The following is a 25,360-nucleotide window of genomic DNA, read 5'->3' on the forward strand; positions in this document are numbered from 1 at the left end:
GCACCCCATGAATTCCCAGGTGACCGCGCCCATGGTGCTCGTTTTCACAGACGCGCAAGCGGTGCTCCCTTGTACGATGAAGGCGCACACTGATCGAACCAACTCTGCCTGACGCAGAGCTGGCGCGACCGTATGGCGGCCGGGTCGCCCCCCACACCCCCGTGGGCACCGGTATCTACCGCAGTCCGCGCAAGAGGACAGCTCTCGGCGCCCGGCCCGTACGGGGCACGCGCTACCAGGCGGCAGAAAGGCACGGGCCGTGGGATCCACGGTCACCACCACCGAACCGGAGAAGACCTCGCCGGCGTCCTCCCGCCCCGGATACGGACAGCTGCTGCGCACCCGCGGCGCCTGGACGTTCCTGCTGCCCGGCTTCGCGGCGCGCCAGCCGTTCGCGATGCTCACCATCTCCATCGTGCTGCTCGTCCAGCACACCACCGGCTCGTACGGCGCCGCGGGCGCCGCCGCTGCCGCCACCGGTGTCTCCATGGCGCTGTTCGCGCCCTACAGCGGGCGTCTCGCCGACCGCTACGGCCAGCGGGCCGTCCTGCTCCCCGGCGTCCTGGTGCACACCGTCTCCGGCCTGTCCCTGACGGCGCTCGCGCTGGCCCACGCGCCCCTGTGGGCGCTGTTCCTGGCGGCCGTCCCGACCGGCGCCTCGGTGCCGCAGGTCGGCCCCATGGTGCGGGCCCGCTGGGGCGTGAAGCTCCAGGGCTCGCCCCTGATGACCACCGCGGCGGCTTTCGAGTCCGTCACCGACGAGCTGACCTTCGTCTTCGGCCCGCTGCTGGCGACCGCGCTGTGCACCACCGTGACGCCGTCGGCGGGCCTGGTCACCGAGGCCGCGCTGACCCTCGTCGGCGGTCTGCTGTTCGCCGCGCAGAAGAGCACGCAGCCGCAGGTGTCCGCGCAGAGCGGGCACGCGCGCGTGCAGCACACCTCCGCCCTGCGCGTCCCGGGCGTGCGCGTGCTGGTCGTGACCTTCCTCGGCATCGGGTCCGTCTTCGGCGGCATGCAGGTGTCGCTCGCGGCCTTCACCGAGTCGATCGGCGAGCCCGGCCTGAACGGCGTCCTGTACGGCGTCTTCGCCGCCGGAAACATGCTGTCCGGCATCGTCTGCGGCGCGATCGCCTGGAAGGCGGCTCCCCAGCGGCGCCTGGTGATCGGCTACACGGCGCTCGCGCTGGCGGCGTCCGCCCTGTGGACGGCGCACTCGGTGCCGCTGCTCGCCGCGCTCGGCCTGCTGGTCGGCATGTGCATCGCGCCGTCGCTGATCACGGGCTACACGCTGGTCGAGAGCCTGGTCCCGGCCGGCGCCCGCACCGAGGCCTTCACCTGGCTGACCGGTGCCGTCGCGCTCGGCCAGGCCGCCGCCGTCACGGTCGCCGGACAGCTGGAGGACCGGCTGTGGGACGGCGCCGGATTCCTGGTGCCGATGGCCGGAACCGTACTGGCGCTGGCCACCCTGGTGACGCTGCGCTCCCGGCTGGTCCCGCGGCAGCCGAACCGCACGGTCGCGCGTGGCGTCGGTCACCGCGTGCCCGCCACGGTGGACTGATTCCCGGGAATACGTCACTATGGATCGTCGTTAGCACTCATCGAGTGAGAGTGCCAGGAGGAAGACAGTGCCGACCTACCAGTACCAGTGCACCGAGTGCGGCGAGGGCCTTGAGGCGGTGCAGAAGTTCACCGACGACGCCCTGACGGAGTGCCCCAACTGCAAGGGCCGCCTGAAGAAGGTGTTCTCCGCGGTCGGCATCGTCTTCAAGGGCTCCGGGTTCTACCGCAACGACTCGCGCGGCTCGACGTCGAGCAGCACCCCGGCGTCGAAGCCGGCCGGCTCGTCGTCCGACTCGAAGACGTCCTCCACGACGTCCTCGGCCTCGACCTCGTCCTCGTCGAGCTCCAGCTCCACCAGCAGCTCGGCCGCCTGAGAACTCTCACCCGGACCCTGCCGTCCCGCGACGGCAGGGTCTTCGGCGTTCCCCGGCACCGGCTCCCCCGCGGTGACGCGGCCCGCTAGTGTGCTGGTCATGGTGAACGCAGAGATCGGCGTAATCGGCGGCTCGGGTTTCTACTCCTTCCTGGACGACGTGACCGAGATCCAGGTGGACACCCCCTACGGAGCGCCCAGCGACTCCCTCTTCCTCGGCGAGATCGCCGGCCGGCGGGTCGCCTTCCTGCCCCGGCACGGCCGTGGCCACCACCTGCCGCCGCACCGCATCAACTACCGCGCCAACCTGTGGGCACTGCGCTCCGTCGGCGTCCGGCAGGTCCTCGGTCCGTGCGCGGTGGGCGGGCTGCGCCCCGAGTACGGCCCGGGCACCCTGCTCGTGCCGGACCAGCTGGTGGACCGTACGAAGTCCAGGGCGCAGACCTACTTCGACGGGCTGCCGCTGCCCGACGGCACCGTGCCGAACGTCGTGCACGTGTCCATGGCCGACCCCTACTGCCCCACCGGGCGGGCCGCCGCGCTGAAGGCGGCCCGCGGCCGGGACTGGGAACCGGTGGACGGCGGCACGCTGGTCGTGGTCGAGGGACCGCGGTTCTCCACCCGCGCCGAATCGTTGTGGCACCAGGCGCAGGGCTGGTCGGTGGTGGGCATGACCGGCCACCCCGAGGCCGCGCTCGCCCGGGAACTCCAGCTGTGCTACACCTCGCTGACCCTGGTCACCGACCTCGACGCGGGCGCCGAGACCGGGGAGGGCGTCTCCCACGAGGAGGTGCTGCGGGTGTTCGCGGCCAACGTGGACCGGCTGCGCGGTGTCCTGTTCGACGCGGTGGCGGCGCTGCCGGAGACCGGGGGGCGCGACTGCCTGTGCGTGAACGCGCTCGGGGGGATGGACCCGGGGTTCGCGCTGCCGTAGGACGGCACGGGCGCGGAGCTTCTCGTTCGGGTGGGCGAGTTGTCCACAACCGGTGGGTGATCCACCGGCCCCGGCGGGATCCGGCGCGGGGCCGCATCGTGGGACCGCAAGCCGAACTCCTCGCCGCAGGCGGTGATCCCCATGCCCACGTCGTCCTCGCCCACGTCCTCCTCGTCCCCGCCCCCGTTCCCTTCCGCTCCGCCCCCTCTGCGGCTGCCGCGCCCGCTGGGCACGGACGCACCGCCGACCGCTGAGGTGCCCCCGTTCGATCCGGTACGGGTGCGCGGCGGGCGGTATGTGCTGCAACGGCTGGTACGGCACCGCGGGCGGGCCGTCGCGGCCGGCCTCGCGGCGACCGCGGCGGCGCTGGTGGCCGCGGGCCCCGAGGCCGCGACGGCGCCGCACGCCGCGGAGCGGACGCGGGCCCACCGGACCGCGGACCACCGACGCGGGCACCCGGTGGCCGAGGTGGTGACGGCGCCGGTGCGGATCGCCGACGCCGCCACGGTGCGGCTGCTCCGGCCCGGGGACCGCGTCGACGTGATCGCCGCGGCGGACCCGTCGGCCGGAGGCGGAGTCCGGGTGCTCGCACGCGGAGTGCGGGTGACGGAGGTGCCCGAGCCGCCGGCCGGCGCGGCCGAGAGCGGCGCGCTGGTCGTGCTGGCGGTGCCGCGTGCCGCGGCGGCACGGCTGGTCGGCGCGAGTGCCACCGCCCGCCTGGCGGTGACGCTGTGCTGAACCGGTTCGTACCCCCTGTCGACGGCCGGCTGTCGAGTCCCACGATCGTGCCGCCGGACTGGACACACCCGCCGCGCCGTGTCGTAGGTTGCGGAGCGTTTCGTTCCACACCCTGTGCACGCGAGGAGAGTCCCCTAGGTGAGCGCGAAGAACGAACCGAGCGTCTGGCACGGCTTCAAGGCCTTCCTGATGCGCGGCAACGTCGTCGATCTGGCAGTCGCGGTGGTCATCGGCGCGGCCTTCTCGAACATCGTCAACACGGTGGTGAAGGGGATCATCAACCCGGTGGTCGGCGCGATCGGCACGCAGAACCTCGACAACTACAGCTCGTGCCTGAAGGACCCGTGCACGGTCGGCGCGGACGGCACGACCACACACGGGGTGCGGATCCTGTGGGGCTCGGTCCTGGGCGCCACGCTCACCTTCGTGATCACCGCGGCGGTCGTGTACTTCCTGATGGTGCTGCCGATGTCGAAGTACCTGGCCCGGCAGGCCGCCCGGAAGTCGGCGCGGGAGGGCACGAAGGAGGTCATCGAGGTGTCCGAGCTGGAGGTGCTCAAGGAGATCCGCGACGCGCTGGTCGCCCAGCGCGGGCCGGGGCACGGCGAGCGCTAGCGGCAGCACCACCGAGGGCGGCCCGGCGGCTCCGGCGGGCGGCTCAGAGGTGGTGGGGCGGCTTCTCGTCGAGGAAGCGCCTGAGGTCTGCGGCGCTGTCGCCGCCCGGGCGGTCGCCCCACCCCCGGTCGGTGTCGTCCGAGGACTGCTGGTCCAGCGGGTCGTCGAAGACCAGCGCGGGCTTCGGATCGCGCGGCTCGGGCTCGGGGGCGCTGCTCATGCCTCCAGGGTACGGCGCCCGCCGGGCCGCCCCGCCCGGGGTTCTCGCCCCTCCCGGCGCCCCCGCCCCGCTCGCCGACACCTTCACAGGATTTCGCGGGGGTTTTCTGCTGTGCTGGGAGCATGACGTCGAGTTCCGCCCCGGCGCCCGCCCCCTCGGGCGCACCACAGCCCTCCGGCCCCCTGCGGCGGCTGACCGCGCGAGGCCGCGACGAGGCGCACCGCGTCGCCTCCCCGCTGGAGCTCTTCTTCGATCTGTGCTTCGTCGTGGCGATCGCGCAGGCGGGCGTGCAACTGGTGCACGCCGTCGCGGCAGGGCACCCGGGCGAGGGGATCCTCGACTACGCGATGGCGTTCTTCGCCATCTGGTGGGCGTGGATGAACTTCAGCTGGTTCGCCTCGGCGTACGACAACGACGACGCGCTGTACCGGGTCGTCACCCTGCTCCAGGTCGCCGGCGTCCTGGTCCTGGCCGCCGGCATCTCCCAGGCCGCCGCGCACCAGGACTTCCTGCTGGTCTGGCTCGGCTACCTGATCATGCGGCTGGCGATGTCCTGGCAGTGGCTGAGAGCCGCGCGCTCGGCGACGGGCGGCGAGCGGACCACGGCACTGCGGTACGCGTACGGCGTGCTGCTGTGCCAGGTCGGCTGGCTGGGGCTGGTGCTGCTGCCGCAGCCGGCCCGGCCGTGGGTGTTCCTGGTGATGGCGGTGGCGGAACTGTGCGTGCCGCTGTACGCGGAGAAGGCTCAGGAGACCTCCTGGCACCCGCATCACATCGCCGAACGGTACGGACTGTTCACGATCATCGTGCTCGGCGAGACGATCGCCGCGGCCACGGTGGCCGTGAAGTCGGGCGTCGACGAGCACGACGCACTGGGCGAGCTGCTGCCCATCGCGGCGGGCGGGCTGCTGATCGTGTTCTCCGCCTGGTGGATCTACTTCGTGGTGCCGATCCACGGTCACCTGCGCTCCAGTCGGCGGGCGTTCGTCTGGGGCTACGGCCACTACCTGGTCTTCGCTTCCGCGGCGGCGATCGGCGCGGGGCTGGAGGTGGCCGTGGAGCAGGCGGTCGGCACGGCGCACATCTCCGCCCTGTCCGCCTCGGCCGCGGTCACCCTGCCGACGGCGCTGTACCTGCTGACCGTGTGGGCCCTGCACTCCCGCCACTTCAAGGTGGGCCTCGCCCAGCAGCTGGTGCTGCCCGTCACGGCCCTGCTGGTGATCTGCTGCACCTTCCTGCGCACCTGGGGGGTGCTCGCGGCGGGGCTGGTCTCGGCGGCCGCGGTGGCCACCGGGGTCGCCCTGACCACGCGGACGGCCACCCGGGACCGCGCGCCGGGCGCCACCGCCCCGGCCGGCTGAGTCCCGCCGAAGAGCACGCCGGCTGGGCCAGACTGGCGTCCATGACAGCTGACGCATTGACGGATGTCGCCGGGCTGCGGGTGGGACACGCCACCCGCGTCGGCGACGGCCGGCTCACCGGCACCACGGTCGTCCTCGCACCCGAGGGCGGCGTCGTCGCCGCCGTGGACGTGCGCGGCGGCGGCCCCGGCACCAAGGAGACCGACGCACTCGACCCGCGCAACGTGGTGCAGAAGGTCGACGCGGTCGTACTGACCGGGGGCAGCGCGTACGGGCTGGACGCGGCGTCCGGGGTGATGGCCTGGCTGGAGGAGCGGGGGCGCGGGGTGCGGGTGGGAGCGGATCCGGCGCATGTCGTGCCGGTGGTGCCGGCCGCGTGCGTCTTCGACCTGGGGCGCGGCGGCGACTTCCGGGCCCGTCCGGACGCGGCTACGGGACGCGCGGCGGTGGAGGCCGCGGCGGCGGCCGTGCCGGGTGGGCGGGTGCCCGAGGGATGCGTCGGCGCCGGCACGGGAGCCGTCGCCGGACGTCTCAAGGGCGGGGTGGGCAGCGCGAGTACGGTGCTCGCCTCGGGGATCACCGTGGCGGCGCTGGTGATCGCCAACGCGGCCGGGTCGGTGATGGATCCGGACACCGGGGTGCTGTACGGGGAGTTGTTCCAGGGGCGGGTCGAGTATCCGGAGGAGCGCGTGCACGAAGCCGCGTGCCGGCGCCTGGACGAGACCGCCGCCCGGAACGCGCCCGCGCCGCTCAACACGACGCTGGCGGTGGTCGCCACGGACGCGGACCTCGGCAAGGCGCAGGCGCAGAAGCTCGCGGGCACGGCGCACGACGGCATCGCGCGCGCCGTCCGGCCGGTGCACCTCCTGCACGACGGCGACACGGTGTTCGCCCTCGCGACCGGCGCCCGGCCGCTCGGCGAGCACCCGCTGGCCCTCAACGACGTCCTGGCCGCCGGCGCGGATCTCGTCACGCGCGCGATCGTCCGCGCCGTACGGGCGGCCGAGCCGGTGGACGGGCCGGGCGGAGTGTGGCCGTCGTACGGGGAGCTGTACGGCCGCTAGGGCCGGGTTGAGCCCTGGATTGTCGCGGTTCTGTCACGTGATGGCGTTCGGGGGCGCCGGAGGGAACCTTCCCCGGCTCCGGTGCCCTCTTTCTCCACGCACTGGAACGGATCACGCACATCACACGAACTGGGAGCAGCCCGTGACAACGCCGGACATTGCAGCGCGGCGCGCACTGGGGGCCTGTGCCGCCCTGATGGTCGGCGCCCTCACCCTGACCGCCTGCGGCGGCAGCGCCAACGCGACCGACGACGGCAAGGGCGGCAAGGACTCCCCCAAGACGTCGACGGCGAAGATAGCGATCTCGGCCAAGGACGGTTCGACCGGGGCGTCCATCAACGCCACCGGGGTGAAGGTCAGCGACGGCAGGCTGACGGACGTGAAGATGACCGTGGCGGGGTCGGGGCAGACCGTGCCGGGGGCGATATCGGCGGACGGCCACAGCTGGAAGCCCAACGCCCGGCTGGAGCGCGGGACGAAGTACCAGATAGCCGCGACCGCGAAGGACTCCGGCGGCCGTACCGCGGCGGCCAACTCCATCTTCACCACGGTCAGCTCGTCGAACAGCTTCATCGGCACCTACACGCCCGACAACGGCTCCACGGTCGGGGTCGGCATGCCGGTGTCGTTCACCTTCGACAAGTCCATCACCGACAAGAAGGCCGTGCAGTCCCACATCACGGTCAACTCCAGCAGCGGCCAGCAGGTGGCCGGCCACTGGTTCGGGGACCGCCGGCTCGACTTCCGGCCGCAGGAGTACTGGAAGGCCGGCTCCAAGGTCACGCTGAACATCGACCTGGACGGCGTGCAGGGCGCGAAGGGCGTCTACGGGGTGCAGAAGAAGACCGTCTCCTTCACCATCGGGCGGTCGCAGGTCTCCACGGTCGACGCCCGTACGCAGACCATGACGGTCGTCCGGGACGGCCAGACCTTCAAGACGGTGCCGATCTCGGCGGGCAGCCCGCAGCACACGACGTACAACGGGCAGATGGTGATCTCCGAGAAGTTCGTGCAGACCCGCATGAACGGCTCGACGGTCGGCTTCGGCGGGGAGTACGACATCGCGGACGTGCCGCACGCGATGCGGCTGACCACGTCGGGGACGTTCATCCACGGCAACTACTGGTACAACAGGGGCAACCCGCCGTTCGGGCGCGAGGGCACCAGCCACGGCTGCGTCGGCCTCGCGGACGTGCAGGGGGCGCAGGGCGACACGCAGGCCAAGTGGTTCTTCGACAACTCGCTCGTCGGGGACGTCGTGATCGTGAAGAACTCCCCCGACAGCACCGTCTCCCCCGACAACGGGCTCAACGGCTGGAACATGTCGTGGAGCGCCTGGACCGCGGGAAGTGCCGCCTGAGCGGTGCTTTTTGACGACTTCACGGGTCGCGCGGGAACATCTCGCGCGGCCCGCGCGTTTTCCCGGCGTACGTTTTCTCGGTTCCCGGACATGATGTCCGACCGAGGGGCTACGGTATGCACCCACAAGGTGACATGCAGCAACGCCGGGAGATGCCTTGAGCGTTCCGTACGAGACGGCACCGTACGAACCAGCCGAGTCGCCCGAGTCTCCTGAGGAGCATCTCGCGCGACTCCTTGGCCGTGCCCTGAACTCGTTCGAGCTGCCCGACGAGGTGATAAGGCGCCTCGACTGCGCGCTGGCGCACGACAGCTCGCTGCACTCCGCGTACCACAGCGCCGGACTGCGCCGGGAGACGTACCGGCACACCTGGCTGCTCGTCGACGGCTCGGCGGTCACGCTGTGGGAGCTGGTGCACAATCCGACGCCGGGCAGCGCCCCCGAGCACGAGGTGTACGTCGACGAGGAGGAGCTGCAGACCGCCACGGCGCGGCTCGGGCTGCCGCCGGAGACGCGCGACTTCGAGCTTCCGTCGCTGATGCGGCTGTGGGCGATCCCCGAGCCCCGGCACATGTACGCCTCCGGCGATTCGGCCGACCACGCACGCCGGCTGCTGCGCCGCGCGGAGAACCCCGACCGGCCCGGCCCGGAGACGGCGGCACTGCTGGCGACGGCGACCGCGCACGAGATCACCCAGGCGTTCGGCCGCCCCGGGCGCGCCGGCCGGACCGGCCTGAGCTACGCGCTGTACGAACACGCCTTCCTGCTGCCGGACGGCACCGAGCTCTCCCTGTGGGAGGTCGAGCACACGGCGACGCCGGACGGGCGGCACATGTGCGAGGTGTACATGTCGCAGAGCGCGGCCCGCGACGCGATGGAACGCCGCGCGACCCGGCAGGGGTAGACGCAGAGGTAAGCGGGGGCAGGCGGAACGCGGCACGGCCCCGGGTCCGATGCCCCGGGGCCGTGCCTGCCGTGCCGTGCGGCTGACGTCGGTGGTGTCGTGGCGGTCAGGCCGCCACCGGCTGCTTGGTCTCCTTCGGGGTGGGGGTCTGCCGGCCGGCCGGGTCGGTGGCCGTGGACTCGGGGGCCGGCTTGCGCATGCCCTTGAGGAGGACGACCAGGGCCGTGGTGACGCAGACGCCTGCCGCGATGGCCACCAGGTACAGGAACGGGTTGCCGATCAGCGGCACCACGAAGATGCCGCCGTGCGGGGCGCGCAGCGTGGCGCCGAAGCCCATCGACAGGGCGCCGGTGAGCGCGCCGCCCACCATGGAGGACGGGATGACCCGCAGCGGGTCGGCCGCCGCGAACGGGATCGCGCCCTCGGAGATGAAGGACGCGCCCAGCACCCAGGCGGCCTTGCCGTTCTCGCGCTCGGTCGGGGTGAACAGCTTGCCGCGCACGGTGGTGGCCAGGGCCATCGCCAGCGGCGGGACCATGCCGGCCGCCATCACCGCGGCCATGATCTTCATCGCTGAGTCGCTGGGGCTGGAGACCGCGATGCCGGCGGTGGCGAAGGTGTAGGCGACCTTGTTGACCGGGCCGCCCAGGTCGAAGCACATCATGAGGCCGAGCAGGGCGCCGAGCAGGATGGCGTTGGTGCCGGTGAGACCGTTCAGCCAGTCGGTCAGGCCCTTCTGGGCGCCGGCGATGGGTTTGCCGATCACGACGAACATCAGGAACCCGACGATCGCCGAGGAGATCAGCGGGATCACCACCACGGGCATGATGCCGCGCCACGCCGCCGGGATGTTCACCCGCTGGATCGCCAGCACCACGCCACCGGCGATCAGGCCGGCCGCCAGGCCGCCGAGGAAGCCCGCGTTGATGGTCAGCGAGACCGCGCCGCCCACGAAGCCGGGGACCAGACCCGGCCGGTCCGCCATGCCGTAGGCGATGTAGCCGGCGAGGACCGGGACGAGGAAGCCGAAGGCCACCCCGCCGATCTGGAACAGCAGGGCGCCCCAGCTGTCGGCCTGGGTCCACAGGAAGTGGTCCATCACCGACGGCGCCTTGTTGATCTTGTAGCCGCCGATCGCGAAGCCCAGCGCGATGAGCAGACCGCCCGCGGCGACGAACGGGACCATGTAGCTGACGCCGGACATCAGCCACTTGCGGAGCTTGGTGCCGTAGCCCTCGGTGGAGTCGCCCGCGCGCTCGACCGGCGTGGCCGGCCCGTGCGCCGGCGCGGTCGCCTCGCCGCGCGCCGCCTTCTCACGGACCTCCGCGATGAGTTCGGCCGGGCGGTTGATGCCCGCCTTCACGCCCACGTCGACGGTCGGCTTGCCCGCGAAGCGGTCCTTGTCGCGCACGGGCACGTCGTGGGCGAAGATCACGGCGTCCGCCGCCGCGACGACCGCCGGGTCCAGCCGGGTGAAGCCGGCCGAGCCCTGCGTCTCCACGACCAGTTCGACGCCCGCCGAGCGGCCGGCGTTCTGCAGCGACTCGGCCGCCATGTAGGTGTGGGCGATGCCGGTCGGGCAGGAGGTGACGGCGACGATGCGGAAGCGGTTCTCGCCGGAGGCGGCTGTGGCGCCCGGCGCCGGGGCGGAGCCGTCCGTGCCGGCCGCGCCCGGTGCCGGGGCCGTGCTGCCCGCCGCGGCGCCGGCGGAGGCCGCCACCGGCGCCGCAGCGGTGTCCTCGGAGGCGCCCACGGCGCCTTCGGTGCCCTCGGCGGCGCCCTCCGCGCCTTGCGCACCGTCCTGCGCCCCGTCCTCCGCCGGCACCTCGTCGCCGCGGATCAGCGCCGCTGCGGTCGCCGCGTCCCGCACCGACCGCAGCGCGTCCGTGAACTCGGCGTTCATCAGCTGGCGGGCGAGGGAGGAGAGGATCGTGAGGTGGGCGTCGTCGGCGCCGGCGGGGGCGGCGATCAGGAAGATCAGATCGGCCGGGCCGTCCGGGGCGCCGAAGTCGATGCCGGCGGCGCTGCGGCCGAAGGCGAGGGTCGGCTCGGTGGCATGGGTGCTGCGGCAGTGCGGGATGCCGATGCCGCCGTCGAGCCCGGTCGGCATCTGGGCCTCGCGGGCGGCGACGTCGGCGAGGAAACCCTCCAGGTCGGTCACCCGGCCCTGGGCCACCATGCGCTCGGCGAGCGCACGGGCCGCCGCTTCCTTGGTGTCGGCGGACAGGTCGAGGTCGACCAGGTCCGCGCTGATCATTTCGCTCATCGCGGGCTCCTATGCACGCGTATCGCCCGGGAGATGGGGTGGGCGCAGGTGGGGACGGGGGTGCGGTGGGGGGACGGGGTGGTGCGGGAGGCGGGGCCGGGGACGCCCTCCCTCCGTGGGACGGCGCGACGGCTCGGGTGGCCGTACCGCCCCGGGGTCGCGGCGGTTAACGGGGAGTCCCGCCGCTCCGAGGCCGGCCGGGCGGGCGCGTCGGGCCGGGCGGGGCCGTCCGGCCGGGCGGGCTGGGTACGTCCGCCCAGCCGGCGGAAGCCGGGGCGGACGCCGCAGTGCGGGCTGGGGATCATGACACCGGCTCCGTCAGTTCGCGGTCCAGGGGGATGTCGGCCGTGACCGTCACCGCCGCCGGATCCAGGTCGGCGGGGGTCGGCATCACACTGCCGGGGAGCCGCACGGCGGCGGCGCCGTGGGCGACGGCCGAGGCGAGGGCTTCCGGGCCGGTGCCGCCGGCGATGAGGAAGCCGGCCAGCGAGGCGTCACCGGCGCCGACGTTGCTGCGGACGGCGGACACCCGCGCGCTGCCGAACCAGGCGCCGGCGTCCGAGACCAGCAGCTGCCCGTCGGCGCCCAGGCTCGCGAGCACGGCGCCCGCGCCCATCGCGCGCACCTCCTCGGCCGCCTTGAGCGCGTCGCCCACGGTCGCCAGGGGGCGCCCGACGGCTTCCGCGAGCTCCTCGGCGTTCGGCTTCACCACGTCGGGCCGCGCGCGCAGCGCCTCCAGGAGCGCGCGCCCCGAGGTGTCCAGCGCGATGCGCGCCCCGCCGGCGTGCGCCCGCGCGACGACATCGGCGTACCAGGAGGGTGCGAGCCCCCGGGGCAGGCTGCCGCAGCACGCGATCCAGTCGGCGTCGCCGGAGTGCGAGCGGACGGTGTCCAGCAGCAGTTCCTGTTCGGCCGCCGACAGCTCCGGGCCCGGCGCGTTGATCTTGGTGAGCACCCCGTCGGCTTCCGCGAGCGCGATGTTGGAGCGGGTGGCGCCGGCCACCGGGACCGGGGCGACCTCGATGCCCTGCGCGTCGAGCAGGTCGGCGACGAGCGCGCCCGGCGCGCCCCCCAGGGGCAGGACGGCGACCGTGCGCCGGCCGGCGGCGGCCACGGCCCGCGAGACGTTCACGCCCTTGCCGCCGGGGTCCATGCGTTCGCCGGTGGCGCGGATGACCTCGCCGCGCTCCAGGACGGGGACCTCGTAGGTGCGGTCGAGGGAGGGGTTGGGGGTGACGGTGAGGATCATGCGCGCACTACTTCCGTGCCACCGCGCTCGATGACGGCGGCGTCTTCCGGGCTCAGCCCGCTGTCGGTGATCAGCAGGTCCACATCGCTCAGGTCACCGAAGCGGGCGAAGTGCTCCTGGCCGTGCTTGGCGGAGTCGGCCAGCAGCACCACGCGGCGGGCGGCGGCGACGGCGGCCCGCTTGACCGCGGCCTCGGCGAGGTCGGGAGTGGTCAGACCGTGTTCGGCGGAGAAGCCGTTGGCGGCGACGAACAGCACGTCGGCGCGGATCTCGCCGTACGCGCGCAGCGCCCAGGCGTCCACGGCGGCGCGCGTACGGTGCCGCACGCGCCCCCCGACCAGGTGGAGCTGGATGCCCGGGTGGTCGGCGAGGCGGGCGGCGATCGGCAGGGAGTGCGTGACGACGGTGAGCTGCGCCTCCAGCGGAATGGCGCCGGCCACGCGGGCGACCGTCGTACCGGCGTCGAGGATCATCGTGCCCTCGGCCGGCAGCTCGGTGAGGGCGGCCTTGGCGATGCGGTCCTTCTCGTCGGCGGCGGTGGACTCGCGCTCGGTGAGGTCCGGCTCGAAGTCCAGGCGACCGGCCGGAATGGCACCGCCGTGCACCCGGCGGACGAGACCGGCGCGGTCCAGGGCCTTCAGATCGCGGCGGATCGTCTCCGCGGTGACCTGGAACTCCTCCGCCAGCGACAGCACGTCCACCCGGCCGCCGTCACGGGCGAGCCGGAGGATCTCCTGCTGCCGCTCCGGTGCGTACATGCCGTTCGCCTCCGCTTGATCGCCGACCCGATGTCCGATCACTTCCGGGTTGATGCCCGAACGTGTGGTTTCACTGGCAGGCTACGCCCGGATGTCCGGAAAGTAAACAGATTCGGGTGCGGCTCGGACAGAAACGGGCGTCCGGTGCCGCGGGCAGCGCAGAGGCCCGGTACCGCACCGGTACCGGGCCTGTCGTCCTTGCTGGTCAGGGCACCAACGCGGGCTCCTTCGGACCCGCCGGCGCCTCCAGCTCCGCACCCTCCACGTGCTGGGCCGGGCGCTTCGGCAGGGCGGCCATCAGCAGGAAGATCACGCCCATGATCCCGGCGACCCACCACAGCGCGTGCTGGAAGGCGTGCACGAACGCCGGTCCGATCTGCGCCAGGGTCAGCCGGTCGCCGATCTCCCCGAAGAAGACCACCGACACCAGCCCCAGCCCCAGCGCGTTGCCCATCTGCTGCACGGTGTTGATCAGCCCGGACGCGGAACCGGCGTGCTCGCGCGGCACCTCCGAGAGCACCGCGTCGGTCAGCGGGGCGACGATCAGACCCATGCCGGCACCCATCACGACCAGCGGCAGCGCCATCTGCCAGGAGGCGATGGCGAGGCCGTAGTGGCGGGCCTCCGCCAGGTAGAGCAGCACGCCCGCGCCCATCAACAGCGCGCCTGCCTGGAGCACCTTGCGGCCGAACCGCGGGACCAGCTGCTGCACCGACAGCCCGGCCGCCGTGGACACGGCGAGCGAGAACGGCACCCCGGTCAGCCCGGCCCGCAGCGGGCTCCAGCCCAGGCCGATCTGCATGTACAGCGTCCAGACCAGGAAGAAGATGCCGAGCGCGACCCCGAAGACGGTCTGTACGGCGATGCCCGCGGCGAAGCTCTTCACCCGGAAGAGGGACAGCTCGACGAGCGGGGAACCGTCCTTGGCCGCCTTCCGTTTCTCGTACGACACCAGCGCCGCGAAGACGACGAGCGAGCCAGCCATGCAGCCGTACCCCCACAGCGGCCAGCCCAGCTCACGGCCGCGGGTGAGCGGGTAGAGCAGCATCAGCAGGCCGAGCGTCACCAGGGCGACGCCGACGAGGTCCAGCTTCATCGCCTTGGGAGCCTTCGACTCGGTGATGAAGCGACGGCCCAGCAGCCAGGCGAGGACACCCACGGGGAGGTTGATGAGGAAGATGGGCCGCCATTCGAGGCCGAACAGGTTCCACTCCGTCAGCAGAGCGCCCAGCAGCGGCCCGGAGACCGCGCCGAGGCCGACGATCGCGCCGAACAGACCGAAGACCTTGCCGCGTTCGTGGGCCGGGAAGGTGGCGTGCACGATGGACAGCACCTGGGGCACCATCAGCGCGGCCATGCCGCCCTGCAGGATGCGGGAGGCGACCAGCATCTCCGGGTTCGCGGCGAAGCCGCACAGGGCGGAGGCGAGGGTGAAGCCGCCGATACCGAGAAGGAACAGCCGCTTGCGGCCGTGGATGTCGCCGAGCCGTCCGCCGGTGATCAGACCGGCGGCGAAGGCGAGGGCGTAGCCGGCGGTTATCCACTGGATCTGGCTGACCGAGGCGTGGGCGGTGCGCTGGATGGACGGGATCGCGATGTTGACGATCGTGACGTCCACCAGGTCCATGAAGGCCGCGGTCATGACGATGGCCAGGGCCAGCCAGCGGGCGCGGTCGGCCACCGGGGGTGCGGGGGGTTCAGGGGTGCTGTCGTTCGGGGTCATGGGAGAAACCTAGAACCCTTATAGGTCAGATCGTGACCTATATCTGCGGCATGCTCGTCTTCATGACGACGGACACTCCGGCACGGCTGCTCCAGCTCCTGTCCCTCCTCCAGACGCCCCGCGAGTGGCCCGGCGGTGAACTCGCCGACCGGCTGGGGGTGTCCCGGCGTACCGTGCGGCGGGATGTCGACCGGCTGCGGGAGCTCGGCTATCCGGTGCAGGCGACCAAGGGCGCGGACGGCGGGTACCGGCTGGTGGCGGGCAAGGCGATGCCGCCGCTGGTGCTGGACGACGAGGAGGCCGTCGCGATCGCGGTGGGGCTGCGGGCCGGTGCCGGGCACGCCGTGGAAGGGGTGGAGGAGGCGTCCGTCCGGGCCTTGGCCAAGCTGGAGCAGGTGCTGCCCTCCCGGCTGCGCCACCGCGTGTCCACGCTGCAGGCCGCGACCACGCCACTGACCAGCGGGGACGGACCGAGCATCGCGCCGGAGACGCTGACCGTGATGGCGTCGACGGTGGCGGGGCACGAGCGGCTGCGGTTCGCCTACCGCGACAAGGACGGCGGCGCCTCCCGCCGGGTGACCGAGCCGCACCGGCTGGTGTCGACGGGCCGGCGCTGGTACCTGGTCGCGTACGACCTCGACCGCGCCGACTGGCGCACCTTCCGGGTCGACCGGGTGAGCGAGCCGTTCGCGACCGGGGTCCGGTTCGCGCCACGGGAGTTGCCGACGGGGAGCGCCGCCGAGTACCTGCGGCAGTCGATCCATCGCCGGCAGGAGACGTACGCCTTCGAGGTGCGGTTCGCCGCGCCGGCCGAACAGGTCTCCGCACGGACGCCCAAGTGGCTCGGAGCGGCCGAGGACGACGGCAACGGCGGCTGCCTGCTCCGCGGCACCACCGGTGACCCCGCGGAGTGGCTGGCGGTACGGCTGGCGATGACGGGTTACGAGTTCTCGGTCCGGGAACCGGCGGAACTGGCGGAGTCCGTGCGGGAGCTGGGGGAACGGCTGACCAGGGCCGCGGGCACCGATCCGGGGGCGTCCGCGGGCGATTGAGCAAGGAGGAACCCAGCAGGGCGGGGGTGAGCAACGCGAGGGTGAGCAATGCGGGGGGTGCTAGGCATTCCCGCGCTCCTCGTCCCCGCCCCCGACACCACCCCCGCCACCACCCCCGACGCCGCCCCAGCCGAAGTCCCGCAGGGCCCGGAGATTGCGGAGGGCGAGGGCCGCCGGGCCGCCGGGGCCGGTGGGTGGGGTCGTCGTGGCGGCCCAAGACTCCACGGCCACGCGGACGGCGGCGCCGGCCACGGCCGCGGCGAAGCGGAGGTCCGCCTCGTCGGCCTCACAGCCCGGCGCCCGCGCCACCAGGACCTCCGCCAGCGCCGCCTCCGACGCCTGGCACACCTCAGCCCACACCTTGCCCAGCGCCGGACTGCTGCCGGCCAGCCGGATCAGGGTGCGCAGCCATTCCCAGGACGCGGCCGAGACACCGATGCCGGGGGTGAGGGTGTGGCGGACGGCGTGTTCCAGTGCCTGCGGGAGGGGCAGGTGGGCCGGGGCCGTACGGACCGCCTCGGTCCAGCGCTGGGCACCGGCCGCGTAGAGCGGGGCCACGGCCTCTTCCTTGCCGGCGAAGTAGCGGTAGAAGGTGCGCGGTGCGATGCCCGCGGCCTGGGCGATGTCCTCGGCGCGGGTCGCCCGCAGGCCCTGCCGCACGAAGAGGGCGGCCGCCGCCCGGGCGATCTCCATCCGGGTCTCGGCCTTCCGACGCTCGGTGAGGGACATCGGCGCGGAGGCGGGAAACGGCTGGTGGGCGGCGCTGGGGGTGGTGCTCATCTCGGCAGGCTATGCCCGTGTGGCACAATCTGCCATCCGGTGGTCCACCCCGGGGTTCAGGTACGGGGTGGGCCGCCCTTCCAGTTTTCGGGCCCGCGCAGCGGCCCTTCGGCCCGCGCCCGGCGGGGCCGGAAAGCGCCCCTCATCGTTGCGAAGAAGCACGCAGGTCCGAGAACGGCCGAGAGGGGCCGAGAAGGGCTGAGAAGGAGCAAGCAGAAGCCGGACTCCGGCGCCCGGGGGGGGGATGGGCGCCGAAGTCCGGCTCGGAAGGTCCCGGCGCCGGGGGGGGGATGTGCGTCGGGACGTGGTTCACGTGGGGCCGGCCGAGTCGCGGCCGGGGGTGCGGTGTGCGGGGGGGAGTGCGGTACCCGGGGCCCACTGGGCCCGGAAGGGTTGTTCCCTCGGGCCCAGGCGTTGAAGCGACCGGACCACGCCATGTTTGCGCCGTCTTTCGCCCCGGTGCGCGCCGCGCGGTGCGCCGTACGCCCGGTACGTCAGGGGCCCTCACGGCCGTCGCCGCATCCGGCCCCCGCGTCACACCCTCGCGTCACACCCTCGCGTCACGCCCTCGCGTCACGCCGCCGCGTCGAACCCGGTGCCCCGGGCCAGCTTCTTCAGCTCCAGCAGCGCGTGCTTCTCGATCTGCCGGATCCGCTCACGGGTGAGTCCGTGCTCCTTGCCGACCTCGGTCAGGGTGCGCTCGCGGCCGTCCTCGATGCCGTAGCGCATCTTGATGATGGAGGCCGTGCGCTGGTCCAGGCGGCCGATCAGGTCGTCCAGTTCCTCGCTGCGCAGCAGGGTCAGGACGGACTGCTCGGGGCTCACCGCCGAGGTGTCCTCCAGCAGATCGCCGAACTGGGTCTCGCCCTCGTCGTCCACCGGCATGTTCAGCGAGACCGGGTCGCGGGCCCAGTCGAGGACGTCGATGACGCGCTCCGGGGTCGAGCCCAGCTCCGCGGCGATCTCCGCGGGCTCCGGGTCGCGACCGTTCTCGCGGTTGAACTCGCGCTGCACGCGACGGATGCGGCCCAGCTCCTCCACCAGGTGGACGGGGAGCCGGATCGTGCGGGACTGGTCGGCGATGGAGCGGGTGATGGCCTGCCGGATCCACCAGGTGGCGTAGGTCGAGAACTTGAAGCCCTTGCGGTAGTCGAACTTCTCGACGGCGCGCACCAGGCCGGCGTTGCCCTCCTGGATCAGGTCGAGCAGGGGCAGCCCGCTGCGCGGGTAGCGCCGGGCGACCGCGACGACCAGGCGGAGGTTGGAGCGGATGAAGACGTCCTTGGCGCGCTCACCGGCGGCGACCAGGGCCTCGAGTTCCTCGCGGGTGGCGTCCGACCTGGACTCCTCCTCGCCGTCGAGGACCTGTTGCGCGAACACACCCGCCTCGATGGTCTGCGACAGCTCGACCTCCTTTGCGGCGTCGAGCAGCGGCGTACGCGCGATCTCGTCGAGGTACATGCCGACCAGGTCGCGGTCTGCGATCTCGCCGCCATGAGCGCGAACACTGCTTGCCGAGTCGGCCGTCTCGCCGGTGGCGGACTTACGACGGGCGACGGCACGGGTTGCCATGCGTGCTCCCTTGCGATGGTGGGCTGGCGGGTGGTCCTGGTGAACGCCCGGCACTGAGGAGAACCGTCTCCGGGACTCGCTCACTCGCTTCGAGACTGTCTCCGAGTGCCCTGCATCCGTGGGAAACAACGACTGGAATCCGGACAGAATTCCCAACCCGCCCCTCGAATTTTCTGATCATGCAGTACCCTGTTCCGCCGCGCAGGGAGGCGAGATGCCGTCGGAACATGCCGAGGTGCAGGTCAGGCCGGGAGTCGAGGGTGACCTCGACGCCCTCACGGCGATCTACAACCACTACATACGTGAGACGGCCATCACATTCGATACCGCGGTCTTCTCCCCGGAAGAACGCCGCCCTTGGCTGCTCTCCCACCCGGAAGACGGCCCCCACCGGCTGATGGTTGCCACGGACGCGGACTCACAGCGGATTCTGGGGTACGCCACGTCCAGCCCCTACCGGCCGAGGCCGGCGTACCTGACCTCGGTGGAGACCTCGGTGTACGTCGCCCCGGACTCCGTCACGGGAGGTGCCGCCGGCCGGCGCGGGATCGGCACGCTGCTCTACGGGGCCCTGTTCGACGCCCTGGCCGGGGAGGACGTGCACCGGGCCTACGCGGGCATCGCGCAGCCGAACGAGGCGTCCGAGCGGCTGCACGCGCGCTTCGGCTTCCGGTACGTCGGCACGTACCACGAGGTCGGCCGCAAGTTCGGCCGCTACTGGGACGTGGCCTGGTACGAGAAACGCCTGTAGAAACGCCCGTGGAAACGCCCGCAGAAGAACCTGCGGAAGCGCCTGCGGAAGCGCGGAACCGCCCTCATCCGAACTGCACGGACCGCTTCGCCATTCCCATCCAGAACCCGTCGATCACCGACTTCTGCGCGTCCAGCTCGCCGCCGGCCTCCGCCGCGCCCATGGTGACGAAGAGCGGGGCGAAGTGTTCGGTGCGCGGGTGGGCGTACCGGCCGGCCGGGGCCTTGTCCAGGAAGTCGAGCAGGGCGTCCCAGTCGCGGGCCTCCAGGGCGCGCCGGCCCCAGTCGTCGAACTCGGAGGACCAGCTCGGCACGCCCCGGCCGACGTGGCGCAGGGCGGCGAGGTTGTGGGTGAAGAAGCCGGAGCCGACGATCAGCACGCCCTCGTCGCGCAGGGGGGCGAGCTTGCGGCCGATGTCCATCAGGCGCACCGGGTCGAGGGTGGGCAGGGAGATCTGCAGGACGGGGATGTCGGCGGCCGGGAACATCTCGACGAGGGGGACGTAGGCGCCGTGGTCGAGGCCCCGGTCGGGGATGTCCTGGACGGGGATGCCGGGGGCGCGCAGCAGCTTGCGGACGGCCTCGGCGAGTGCCGGTGCGCCGGGGGCGGGGTACCGGACCTGGTAGTAGTGCTCGGGGAAGCCCCAGAAGTCGTAGACGAGCGGGACGGTCTCGATCGCGCCGAGGGCGAGCGGGGCCTCCTCCCAGTGGGCGGAGACCATGAGGATCGCCTTGGGGCGGGGCAGGCCGGCGGACCAGGCGGCGAGCTGGCCGGGCCAGACGGGGTCGTCGGCGAGCGGCGGGGCGCCGTGACTGAGATACAGGGCGGGCATGCGCTCCTGGAGGGTGGCGGACATGGCGGCGGCTCCCGGTGATCCAGACGCTGGTGGTGCTGTCGAGGCTGCTGTCGAGCAAATGCTTTAACTCTCAAGCTCTCACTCGACTCTACGCCCGACTTGTTCAAGTTTCAAGGAGACGGTTCGTACAGTGGAACCCATGAACACGGCACCGGACCCCGCCGCCGCACGGCACCGCTGGCTCACCGACGAGGAACAGCGCATCTGGCGCGCCTACCTGCACGCCACCACCCTCCTGGAGGACCACCTCGACCGGCAGCTGCAGCGCGACGCGGGCATGCCGCACATCTACTACGGCCTCCTCGTCGGCCTCGCCGAGGCACCCCGCCGCCGGCTGCGGATGACCGAGCTGGCGATGCAGGCGAAGATCACCCGCTCCCGGCTCTCGCACGCCGTCGCCCGGCTGGAGAAGAACGGCTGGGTGCGCCGCGAGGACTGCCCCTCCGACAAGCGCGGCCAGTTCGCCGTCCTCACCGACGAGGGCTACGAGGTGCTGCGGCGCACCGCGCCCGGCCATGTGACCGCCGTACGGCAGGCCCTGTTCGACCGGCTCGACCCCGAACAGCAGAAGGCCCTCGGCGAGATCATGCAGATCATCGCCGAGGGCCTCCAGCCCAACGAAGCGGGTGCGGACCTTCCCTGGCTCCGCTAACTCACCGAACGGCCGCCCGCCGGGAGCCCGTCAGTGGGCCACCACCGGCACCGGTACCTCGTCCTCGATGCCCTCGCCCGAGGCCACCGGGGTGGAACCGGGGCGGCCGGCGTTGACGAAGGTGAAGGCGATCAGCGCGGCGGCCGCCAGGATGCCGACGGCGAACCAGATCGCGGCGCTGTAGCCGTGCACCATGCCCTGGAGCTGCACCAGCTGCTGCTGCGGCTTGGCGGTGGCACCGGCGATGTGGTCCTTGACGTACGAGGTGGTCGCCGAGGAGGCGATGGTGTTCAGCAGGGCGGTGCCGATCGCGCCGCCCACCTGCTGCGAGGTGTTGACCATCGCGGAGGCGACACCGGCGTCCCGGGGCTCGACGCCCTGGGTGGCCAGCGACATCGCCGGCATGAACGCCGTACCCATGCCGAGGCCGAGCAGCACCATCGCGGGCAGCAGCAGCGCGCCGTACGAGGAGTCGATCTCCAGCTGGGTCAGCAGCAGCATGCCGAGGCCGGCGACCAGGAAGCCGGGGCCCATCAGCAGGCGGGCCGGGACGCGGGTCATCAGCCGGGTGCCGATCTGGGTCGAGCCGGTGATCATGCCGGCCACCATCGGCAGGAAGGCGAAGCCGGTCTTCACCGGGGAGTAGCCCTTGACGACCTGGAGGTAGTAGGTCAGGAAGAGGAACAGGCCGAACATGCCGATGATCGCGAGGCCCAGCGAGAGGTAGATGCCGCCGCGGTTGCGGTCGGTCACCACGCGCAGCGGCAGCAGCGGGGCCTTGACCTTCGCCTCGACGATGACGAAGGCGAGCAGCAGCACCACGGACGCGACGAACATCGACACGGTCACGGCGTCGCCCCAGCCGTCGGACTCGGCGCGCGTGAAGCCGTAGACCAGCGCGACCAGGCCGAGGGTGGACAGCAGGACGCCCGGGATGTCGAGCGGGTTGCGGTTGCGGCCGCCCTCCGGCTCACGGATGACGAAGTAGGCGCCGGCCGCGGCGACCACGGCGAACGGGACGTTCACGAAGAAGGTCCAGCGCCAGTCCAGGTACTCGGTCAGGAAACCGCCGAGGATCAGGCCGACGGCACCGCCACCGCCCGCGATCGCGCCGTAGATGCCGAACGCCTTGGCACGCTCCTTGGCGTCGGTGAACATCACCGCGAGCAGGGACAGCGCGGCCGGGGCGAGCAGCGCGCCGAACACGCCCTGAAGGGCGCGGGCGCCGAACATCATCGCGCCGGTGGTGGCGGCACCGCCGAGCGCGGAGGCGGCGGCGAAGCCGCCCAGACCGAGCACGAAGGCGCGCTTGCGGCCCCACAGGTCGGCGATCCGGCCGCCGAAGAGCAGCAGACCGCCGAAGGCGAGGGCGTAGGCCGTGACGACCCACTGCCGGTTGCCGTCGGATATGCCGAGGTCCGTCTGGGCGGACGGCAGGGCGATGTTCACGATGGTGGCGTCGAGGACGACCATCAGCTGGGCGAGCGCGATGAAGACGAGCGCTTTCCAGCGGTTGGCGTCACCGCTCGGGACGGAGACGCCGGGAGCCTTGAGGGCTGTTTCGGACATGGAGATACCCACTTCGGGACTTCGTGACTTCGGGAGGTCGGGAGTTCGGGACTTCGTGAGTTCGGACGTCGTGACGAAAGGTGCGGCGAAAAATGACGAGAAAACGGAGTAAGGCGGAAAGATGAAGAAGAGGGACACGGCGGCCGGAGGGCTGCCGTGCCGGGAGGTGGACTCGGGCCGGGAGCGGAACTAATCGGTCAGGAGGCGCGCAGCTCCCTGATGCCGACGGCCCGGCCCGGCAGGGCGGAACGGGCCGGAGCCCGCAGACCGTCGAGGAGCAGCTGGAGATGACGGTGGACGAAGCGGTCGCCGCGCATGCAGTCCGTACCGGCCGGGGGCCGGCTCAGCTGCGCCACGACGATCATCAGGTCGCCGACACCGACGTCCGGCCGGAGCTGACCGGCCGCCTTCGCCCGGCCCATGACCTCCTCGACAAGCTGCTCGACGCGTTCGCGGGCGGCTTCCAGGTCGGGGTGGTGCTGGTCGAAGGTGCTGGACACCATGGGACACAGCGCGCTGATCCGCTCGTCGGCGGCGGCGTGCACGAAGCGCTCCAGGGCGGCGAACGCGTCCCCGGTCTCCGCGAGGGCCAGCTCGGCCGCCTCGGCCGTGCGGTCCATGACGGAGCAGACGACCTCGCGGACGAGGGCGTCGCGGTCGGGGAAGTTGCGGTACACCGTGGCGTTGCCGACACCGGCCCGGCGGGCGATCTCGTCCAGCGGCACGTCGGGGCCGTGCTCGACGAACATCTCCCGGGCAGCGGTGACGATCCGCTCCCGGTTGCGCAGGGCGTCGGCGCGCGGCCGGGGCGCCTTGCGCGGTGCGGGGGCGGTCATGGCGGGCACGGCGTACTCCTTCGGGTCGATGGGGTGCTGCTGAGTCGGCGGGTGCTGCGGGTCCGGCGCGGCGGTACGAGGTGATCCCCCGTCCCACTCGTCCGGCGCCGGAGCCGATCCGGGGAGCCGGTCCCCGTTTCGCTCGGACACAGGGCTAAACGGGGAAACCGTCCCCGGTTATTTCCCGGCCACCGAAAAGATCCCTGTGACCTGAGACACAATCAGCAGCCGCCGGGATTCACCCCCGTGCGGTCCCGCTTTCCCACGATCGGTCTCCTCCAGCGCGCGCCCCCCACGGCCGCGGCACAGGGTGAGCGCAAGGGTGCAGCCGGAGACCGGCGGCTGCCTTGGCGCGAAAGGTCCCCGCATGCAGCCGCCGCCTCGCCGCCGCATACGCCCGCGCCGGTTCGCCGGCCTGTCCGTGGTGACCGCACTGACCCTCGCGGTCAGCACCTCGGCCGGGACCGGGAACCCCACGGCGCTCCCCACCACCGCCGGACCCGTCAACCTGGCCGGCTCCTCCGCACTCCTCCCCTGCATGATCCGTGGCGGCCCGGGCGTGCAGATGACCGAGGGCCTGCCGACCCCGCCCGGCTACTCCCGCTCCACGGGCACCGTCCACGCCCTGACCCTGATGGTCGACTTCCCCGACGCGCCCGGCCGGGGCAACGCGATGGACCGCTTCCACGAATTCTTCCCGCAGACCCAGGAGTGGTTCCGCACCGCGTCGTACGGCCGGCTCGACTACCGCCCCGAGACCCCGGTGCCCACCTGGCTGCGCATGCCGAAAGGCTTCCGCTCCTACGGCATAGAGCGCGGCGCACCCTTCGACCCCGGCTACCGGACCCTGGTCCAGGACATCGTGGCCGCCGCCGACCCGAAGGTGGACTTCCGCGACTACGACCTGCTGAACGTCCTCGTCACCCCGAACGCCGGCCCCTCCGCGCTGGACACCGTGCTGTCCGTGACCTTCGCCGGCAACGACGACTCCCCGGTCGCCGACGGCGTCCGCATAGCCAACGCGTCCTTCGTCTACTCCCGCCAGGACGACGGCTCCGGCTCCTACGCCAGCACCGGCTACCGGGTACTGCCCCACGAGAACGGCCACACCTTCGGCCTGCCCGACCTCTACACCCAGGACGGCGGCGGCGCGGTCGGCCACTGGGACATCATGAGCGAGGACTGGGGCGCCGACAACGACCTGCTCGGCTGGCACAAGTGGAAGCTGGGCTGGCTGGACGGCGGCCAGGTCGGCTGCGCGACGGCCCGGGGCAGCGTCGAGTACAGCCTGACACCGCTCTACAAGACCGGCGGCGGCAAGCTCGTCCTGGTGCCGGTCACCGCGCGCACCACCTACGCGCTGGAGGTCCGCGCCCAGGGCGGCAACGACGAGGCGGTGTGCCGCCCGGGCGTCCTCGTCTACAAGGTCGACACCACCGTCGACACCGGCCGCGGCCCTGTCACCGTCTACGACAGCCACCGCAACAGCGGCGGCTGCACCCGCAGCCCCAACGTCCACGCCGAACTCTCCGACGCCCCCTTCGCCCCCGGCGAGAGCTTCAAGGACCCACGGCACGGCATCGCGATACAGGTACTGACCATGGACGAGCAGGGCAACTGCAGGGTGCGGATCAGTCGGGGGTGAGGGGGGTGGGGAGTGGGGGGTTGGGGAGTGGTTCGTTCGGTGGGGGGTTGGGGAGTGATCGGTTCGGTGGGGCCGGTGAGCCCCTCGGACAGCTGCGACCGGGGAATCACCGTAGGCATGCCCCGATCCCGTACCGGAACTGGAATCGGGCCTACGGTCCGCCTACCGTCCGTCGCCATTGCCGTCGCCGTACGGGACCGGGCGGGCCGACCCGTCGCAGCCCTGAACGCCTCCGCCCACACGGCCTGCCGCACCCTGGGCGACCGCGCCCACACCCTTCTCCCCGCCCTCCACACCACGGCCGACCTCATCCGGCAGGACCCCCACACCGCCTCCCGCCACACCCCCGTCCTGCCAACCTGATCCCATTCCCTCCACCCCGCCCCACCCTGATCCGGTACCCTGTGGACCGAGCGCCCACCAGGACGCCCACCCACGCCTTCGTAGCTCAGGGGATAGAGCACCGCTCTCCTAAAGCGGGTGTCGCAGGTTCGAATCCTGCCGGGGGCACCAGGCAAAACG

Annotated in this window: 23 protein-coding genes and 1 tRNA gene; 14 read left to right on the plus strand and 10 right to left on the minus strand. The window is 72.4% G+C overall.

Annotated elements, in window-relative coordinates:
- Positions 1-259 precede the first annotated feature (259 nt).
- The 5 genes from IG05_RS0111375 to mscL all read left to right on the plus strand — a co-directional run bounded on the left by IG05_RS0111375 (position 260) and on the right by mscL (position 4,220).
- Entirely contained in the window at positions 260-1,558 is a 1,299-nt protein-coding gene (locus IG05_RS0111375; protein WP_030341619.1) for an MFS transporter, read from the plus strand.
- Positions 1,559-1,625: 67 nt separating this feature from the next.
- Positions 1,626-1,934 (plus strand): FmdB family zinc ribbon protein, encoded by a 309-nt coding sequence (locus IG05_RS0111380; RefSeq protein ID WP_030341621.1) that lies wholly within the window; start codon positions 1,626-1,628, stop codon positions 1,932-1,934.
- A gap of 99 nt (positions 1,935-2,033) precedes the next feature.
- The gene (locus IG05_RS0111385) at positions 2,034-2,867 is read left to right on the plus strand and encodes an S-methyl-5'-thioadenosine phosphorylase (protein WP_030341623.1); all 834 of its coding nucleotides are present in this window, start codon (positions 2,034-2,036) and stop codon (positions 2,865-2,867) included.
- A gap of 141 nt (positions 2,868-3,008) precedes the next feature.
- Positions 3,009-3,605 carry a hypothetical protein gene (locus IG05_RS42075; RefSeq protein ID WP_078894049.1) on the plus strand — a complete coding sequence of 199 codons (597 nt, stop codon included), beginning with the start codon at positions 3,009-3,011 and terminating at the stop codon, positions 3,603-3,605.
- 138 nt (positions 3,606-3,743) lie between these two features.
- Positions 3,744-4,220 (plus strand): large conductance mechanosensitive channel protein MscL, encoded by a 477-nt coding sequence (mscL, locus tag IG05_RS0111395; RefSeq protein WP_030341626.1) that lies wholly within the window; start codon positions 3,744-3,746, stop codon positions 4,218-4,220.
- Between the two features lie 43 nt (positions 4,221-4,263).
- Here the strand turns inward: mscL and IG05_RS46760 are convergent, their stop codons facing one another.
- A complete protein-coding gene (locus IG05_RS46760) occupies positions 4,264-4,440 on the minus strand; it encodes a hypothetical protein (protein WP_107051330.1) in 177 nt (58 codons plus the stop codon).
- A gap of 122 nt (positions 4,441-4,562) precedes the next feature.
- Between IG05_RS46760 and IG05_RS0111405 the strand changes: the two genes are divergently transcribed.
- The 4 genes from IG05_RS0111405 to IG05_RS0111420 all read left to right on the plus strand — a co-directional run bounded on the left by IG05_RS0111405 (position 4,563) and on the right by IG05_RS0111420 (position 9,129).
- Positions 4,563-5,801 (plus strand): low temperature requirement protein A, encoded by a 1,239-nt coding sequence (locus tag IG05_RS0111405; RefSeq protein WP_030341628.1) that lies wholly within the window; start codon positions 4,563-4,565, stop codon positions 5,799-5,801.
- Positions 5,802-5,842: 41 nt separating this feature from the next.
- On the plus strand, positions 5,843-6,865 hold the full coding sequence (locus IG05_RS0111410; RefSeq protein WP_030341629.1) for a P1 family peptidase: 1,023 nt from the start codon (positions 5,843-5,845) through the stop codon (positions 6,863-6,865).
- Positions 6,866-7,007: 142 nt separating this feature from the next.
- Positions 7,008-8,225 (plus strand): L,D-transpeptidase, encoded by a 1,218-nt coding sequence (locus IG05_RS0111415; protein WP_199808289.1) that lies wholly within the window; start codon positions 7,008-7,010, stop codon positions 8,223-8,225.
- Between the two features lie 157 nt (positions 8,226-8,382).
- The gene (locus tag IG05_RS0111420; protein WP_030341632.1) at positions 8,383-9,129 is read left to right on the plus strand and encodes a DUF6227 family protein; all 747 of its coding nucleotides are present in this window, start codon (positions 8,383-8,385) and stop codon (positions 9,127-9,129) included.
- A 106-nt stretch (positions 9,130-9,235) separates the two neighbouring features.
- Here the strand turns inward: IG05_RS0111420 and IG05_RS0111425 are convergent, their stop codons facing one another.
- The 4 genes from IG05_RS0111425 to IG05_RS0111440 all read right to left on the minus strand — a co-directional run bounded on the left by IG05_RS0111425 (position 9,236) and on the right by IG05_RS0111440 (position 15,125).
- Positions 9,236-11,395: a PTS fructose transporter subunit IIABC gene (locus tag IG05_RS0111425; protein ID WP_030341634.1), complete on the minus strand. Its 2,160-nt coding sequence runs from the start codon at positions 11,393-11,395 to the stop codon at positions 9,236-9,238.
- 301 nt (positions 11,396-11,696) lie between these two features.
- Positions 11,697-12,644, minus strand: a complete 948-nt coding sequence (gene pfkB, locus IG05_RS0111430) for a 1-phosphofructokinase (protein WP_030341636.1) — start codon at positions 12,642-12,644, stop codon at positions 11,697-11,699.
- Entirely contained in the window at positions 12,641-13,402 is a 762-nt protein-coding gene (locus IG05_RS0111435; protein ID WP_030341638.1) for a DeoR/GlpR family DNA-binding transcription regulator, read from the minus strand. Before IG05_RS0111435 ends, pfkB begins: the two co-directional genes overlap by 4 nt.
- A 205-nt stretch (positions 13,403-13,607) precedes the next feature.
- Complete coding sequence (locus IG05_RS0111440; protein WP_030341639.1) at positions 13,608-15,125, minus strand: MFS transporter; 1,518 nt, start codon at positions 15,123-15,125, stop codon at positions 13,608-13,610.
- Between the two features lie 62 nt (positions 15,126-15,187).
- On the opposite strand from IG05_RS0111440, the gene IG05_RS0111445 reads away from it, so the two are divergent.
- Positions 15,188-16,177 carry a helix-turn-helix transcriptional regulator gene (locus IG05_RS0111445; protein ID WP_030341641.1) on the plus strand — a complete coding sequence of 330 codons (990 nt, stop codon included), beginning with the start codon at positions 15,188-15,190 and terminating at the stop codon, positions 16,175-16,177.
- Positions 16,178-16,237: 60 nt separating this feature from the next.
- Here IG05_RS0111445 and IG05_RS0111450 read toward each other — a convergent pair whose 3' ends face one another.
- On the minus strand, positions 16,238-16,957 hold the full coding sequence (locus IG05_RS0111450) for a TetR/AcrR family transcriptional regulator (RefSeq protein ID WP_420707581.1): 720 nt from the start codon (positions 16,955-16,957) through the stop codon (positions 16,238-16,240).
- Between the two features lie 573 nt (positions 16,958-17,530).
- Positions 17,531-18,529, minus strand: a complete 999-nt coding sequence (locus IG05_RS0111455; protein WP_030341644.1) for a sigma-70 family RNA polymerase sigma factor — start codon at positions 18,527-18,529, stop codon at positions 17,531-17,533.
- Between the two features lie 214 nt (positions 18,530-18,743).
- Between IG05_RS0111455 and IG05_RS0111460 the strand changes: the two genes are divergently transcribed.
- Positions 18,744-19,280 carry a GNAT family N-acetyltransferase gene (locus IG05_RS0111460; RefSeq protein WP_030341646.1) on the plus strand — a complete coding sequence of 179 codons (537 nt, stop codon included), beginning with the start codon at positions 18,744-18,746 and terminating at the stop codon, positions 19,278-19,280.
- A 64-nt stretch (positions 19,281-19,344) separates the two neighbouring features.
- On the opposite strand, the gene IG05_RS0111465 is transcribed toward IG05_RS0111460, so the two are convergent.
- Entirely contained in the window at positions 19,345-20,136 is a 792-nt protein-coding gene (locus tag IG05_RS0111465; protein ID WP_030341648.1) for a dioxygenase, read from the minus strand.
- A 139-nt stretch (positions 20,137-20,275) separates the two neighbouring features.
- Between IG05_RS0111465 and IG05_RS0111470 the strand changes: the two genes are divergently transcribed.
- Positions 20,276-20,788, plus strand: coding sequence for a MarR family winged helix-turn-helix transcriptional regulator (locus tag IG05_RS0111470; RefSeq protein ID WP_030341650.1), 513 nt, complete (start codon positions 20,276-20,278; stop codon positions 20,786-20,788).
- A gap of 30 nt (positions 20,789-20,818) precedes the next feature.
- On the opposite strand, the gene IG05_RS0111475 is transcribed toward IG05_RS0111470, so the two are convergent.
- Positions 20,819-22,357: an MFS transporter gene (locus IG05_RS0111475; protein ID WP_030341652.1), complete on the minus strand. Its 1,539-nt coding sequence runs from the start codon at positions 22,355-22,357 to the stop codon at positions 20,819-20,821.
- Positions 22,358-22,554: 197 nt separating this feature from the next.
- The gene (locus IG05_RS0111480) at positions 22,555-23,193 is read right to left on the minus strand and encodes a TetR/AcrR family transcriptional regulator (RefSeq protein WP_199808303.1); all 639 of its coding nucleotides are present in this window, start codon (positions 23,191-23,193) and stop codon (positions 22,555-22,557) included.
- A 367-nt stretch (positions 23,194-23,560) separates the two neighbouring features.
- On the opposite strand from IG05_RS0111480, the gene IG05_RS0111485 reads away from it, so the two are divergent.
- Both IG05_RS0111485 and IG05_RS0111490 read left to right on the plus strand, forming a co-directional pair.
- The gene (locus IG05_RS0111485; RefSeq protein ID WP_030341656.1) at positions 23,561-24,838 is read left to right on the plus strand and encodes a M6 family metalloprotease domain-containing protein; all 1,278 of its coding nucleotides are present in this window, start codon (positions 23,561-23,563) and stop codon (positions 24,836-24,838) included.
- Between the two features lie 437 nt (positions 24,839-25,275).
- Positions 25,276-25,351: transfer RNA gene (locus IG05_RS0111490), tRNA-Arg, on the plus strand.
- Positions 25,352-25,360: the final 9 nt, after the last annotated feature.

Origin of the sequence: Streptomyces sp. NRRL S-1022, from assembly GCF_000720135.1 — a bacterium.
GTDB lineage: Bacteria > Actinomycetota > Actinomycetes > Streptomycetales > Streptomycetaceae > Streptomyces.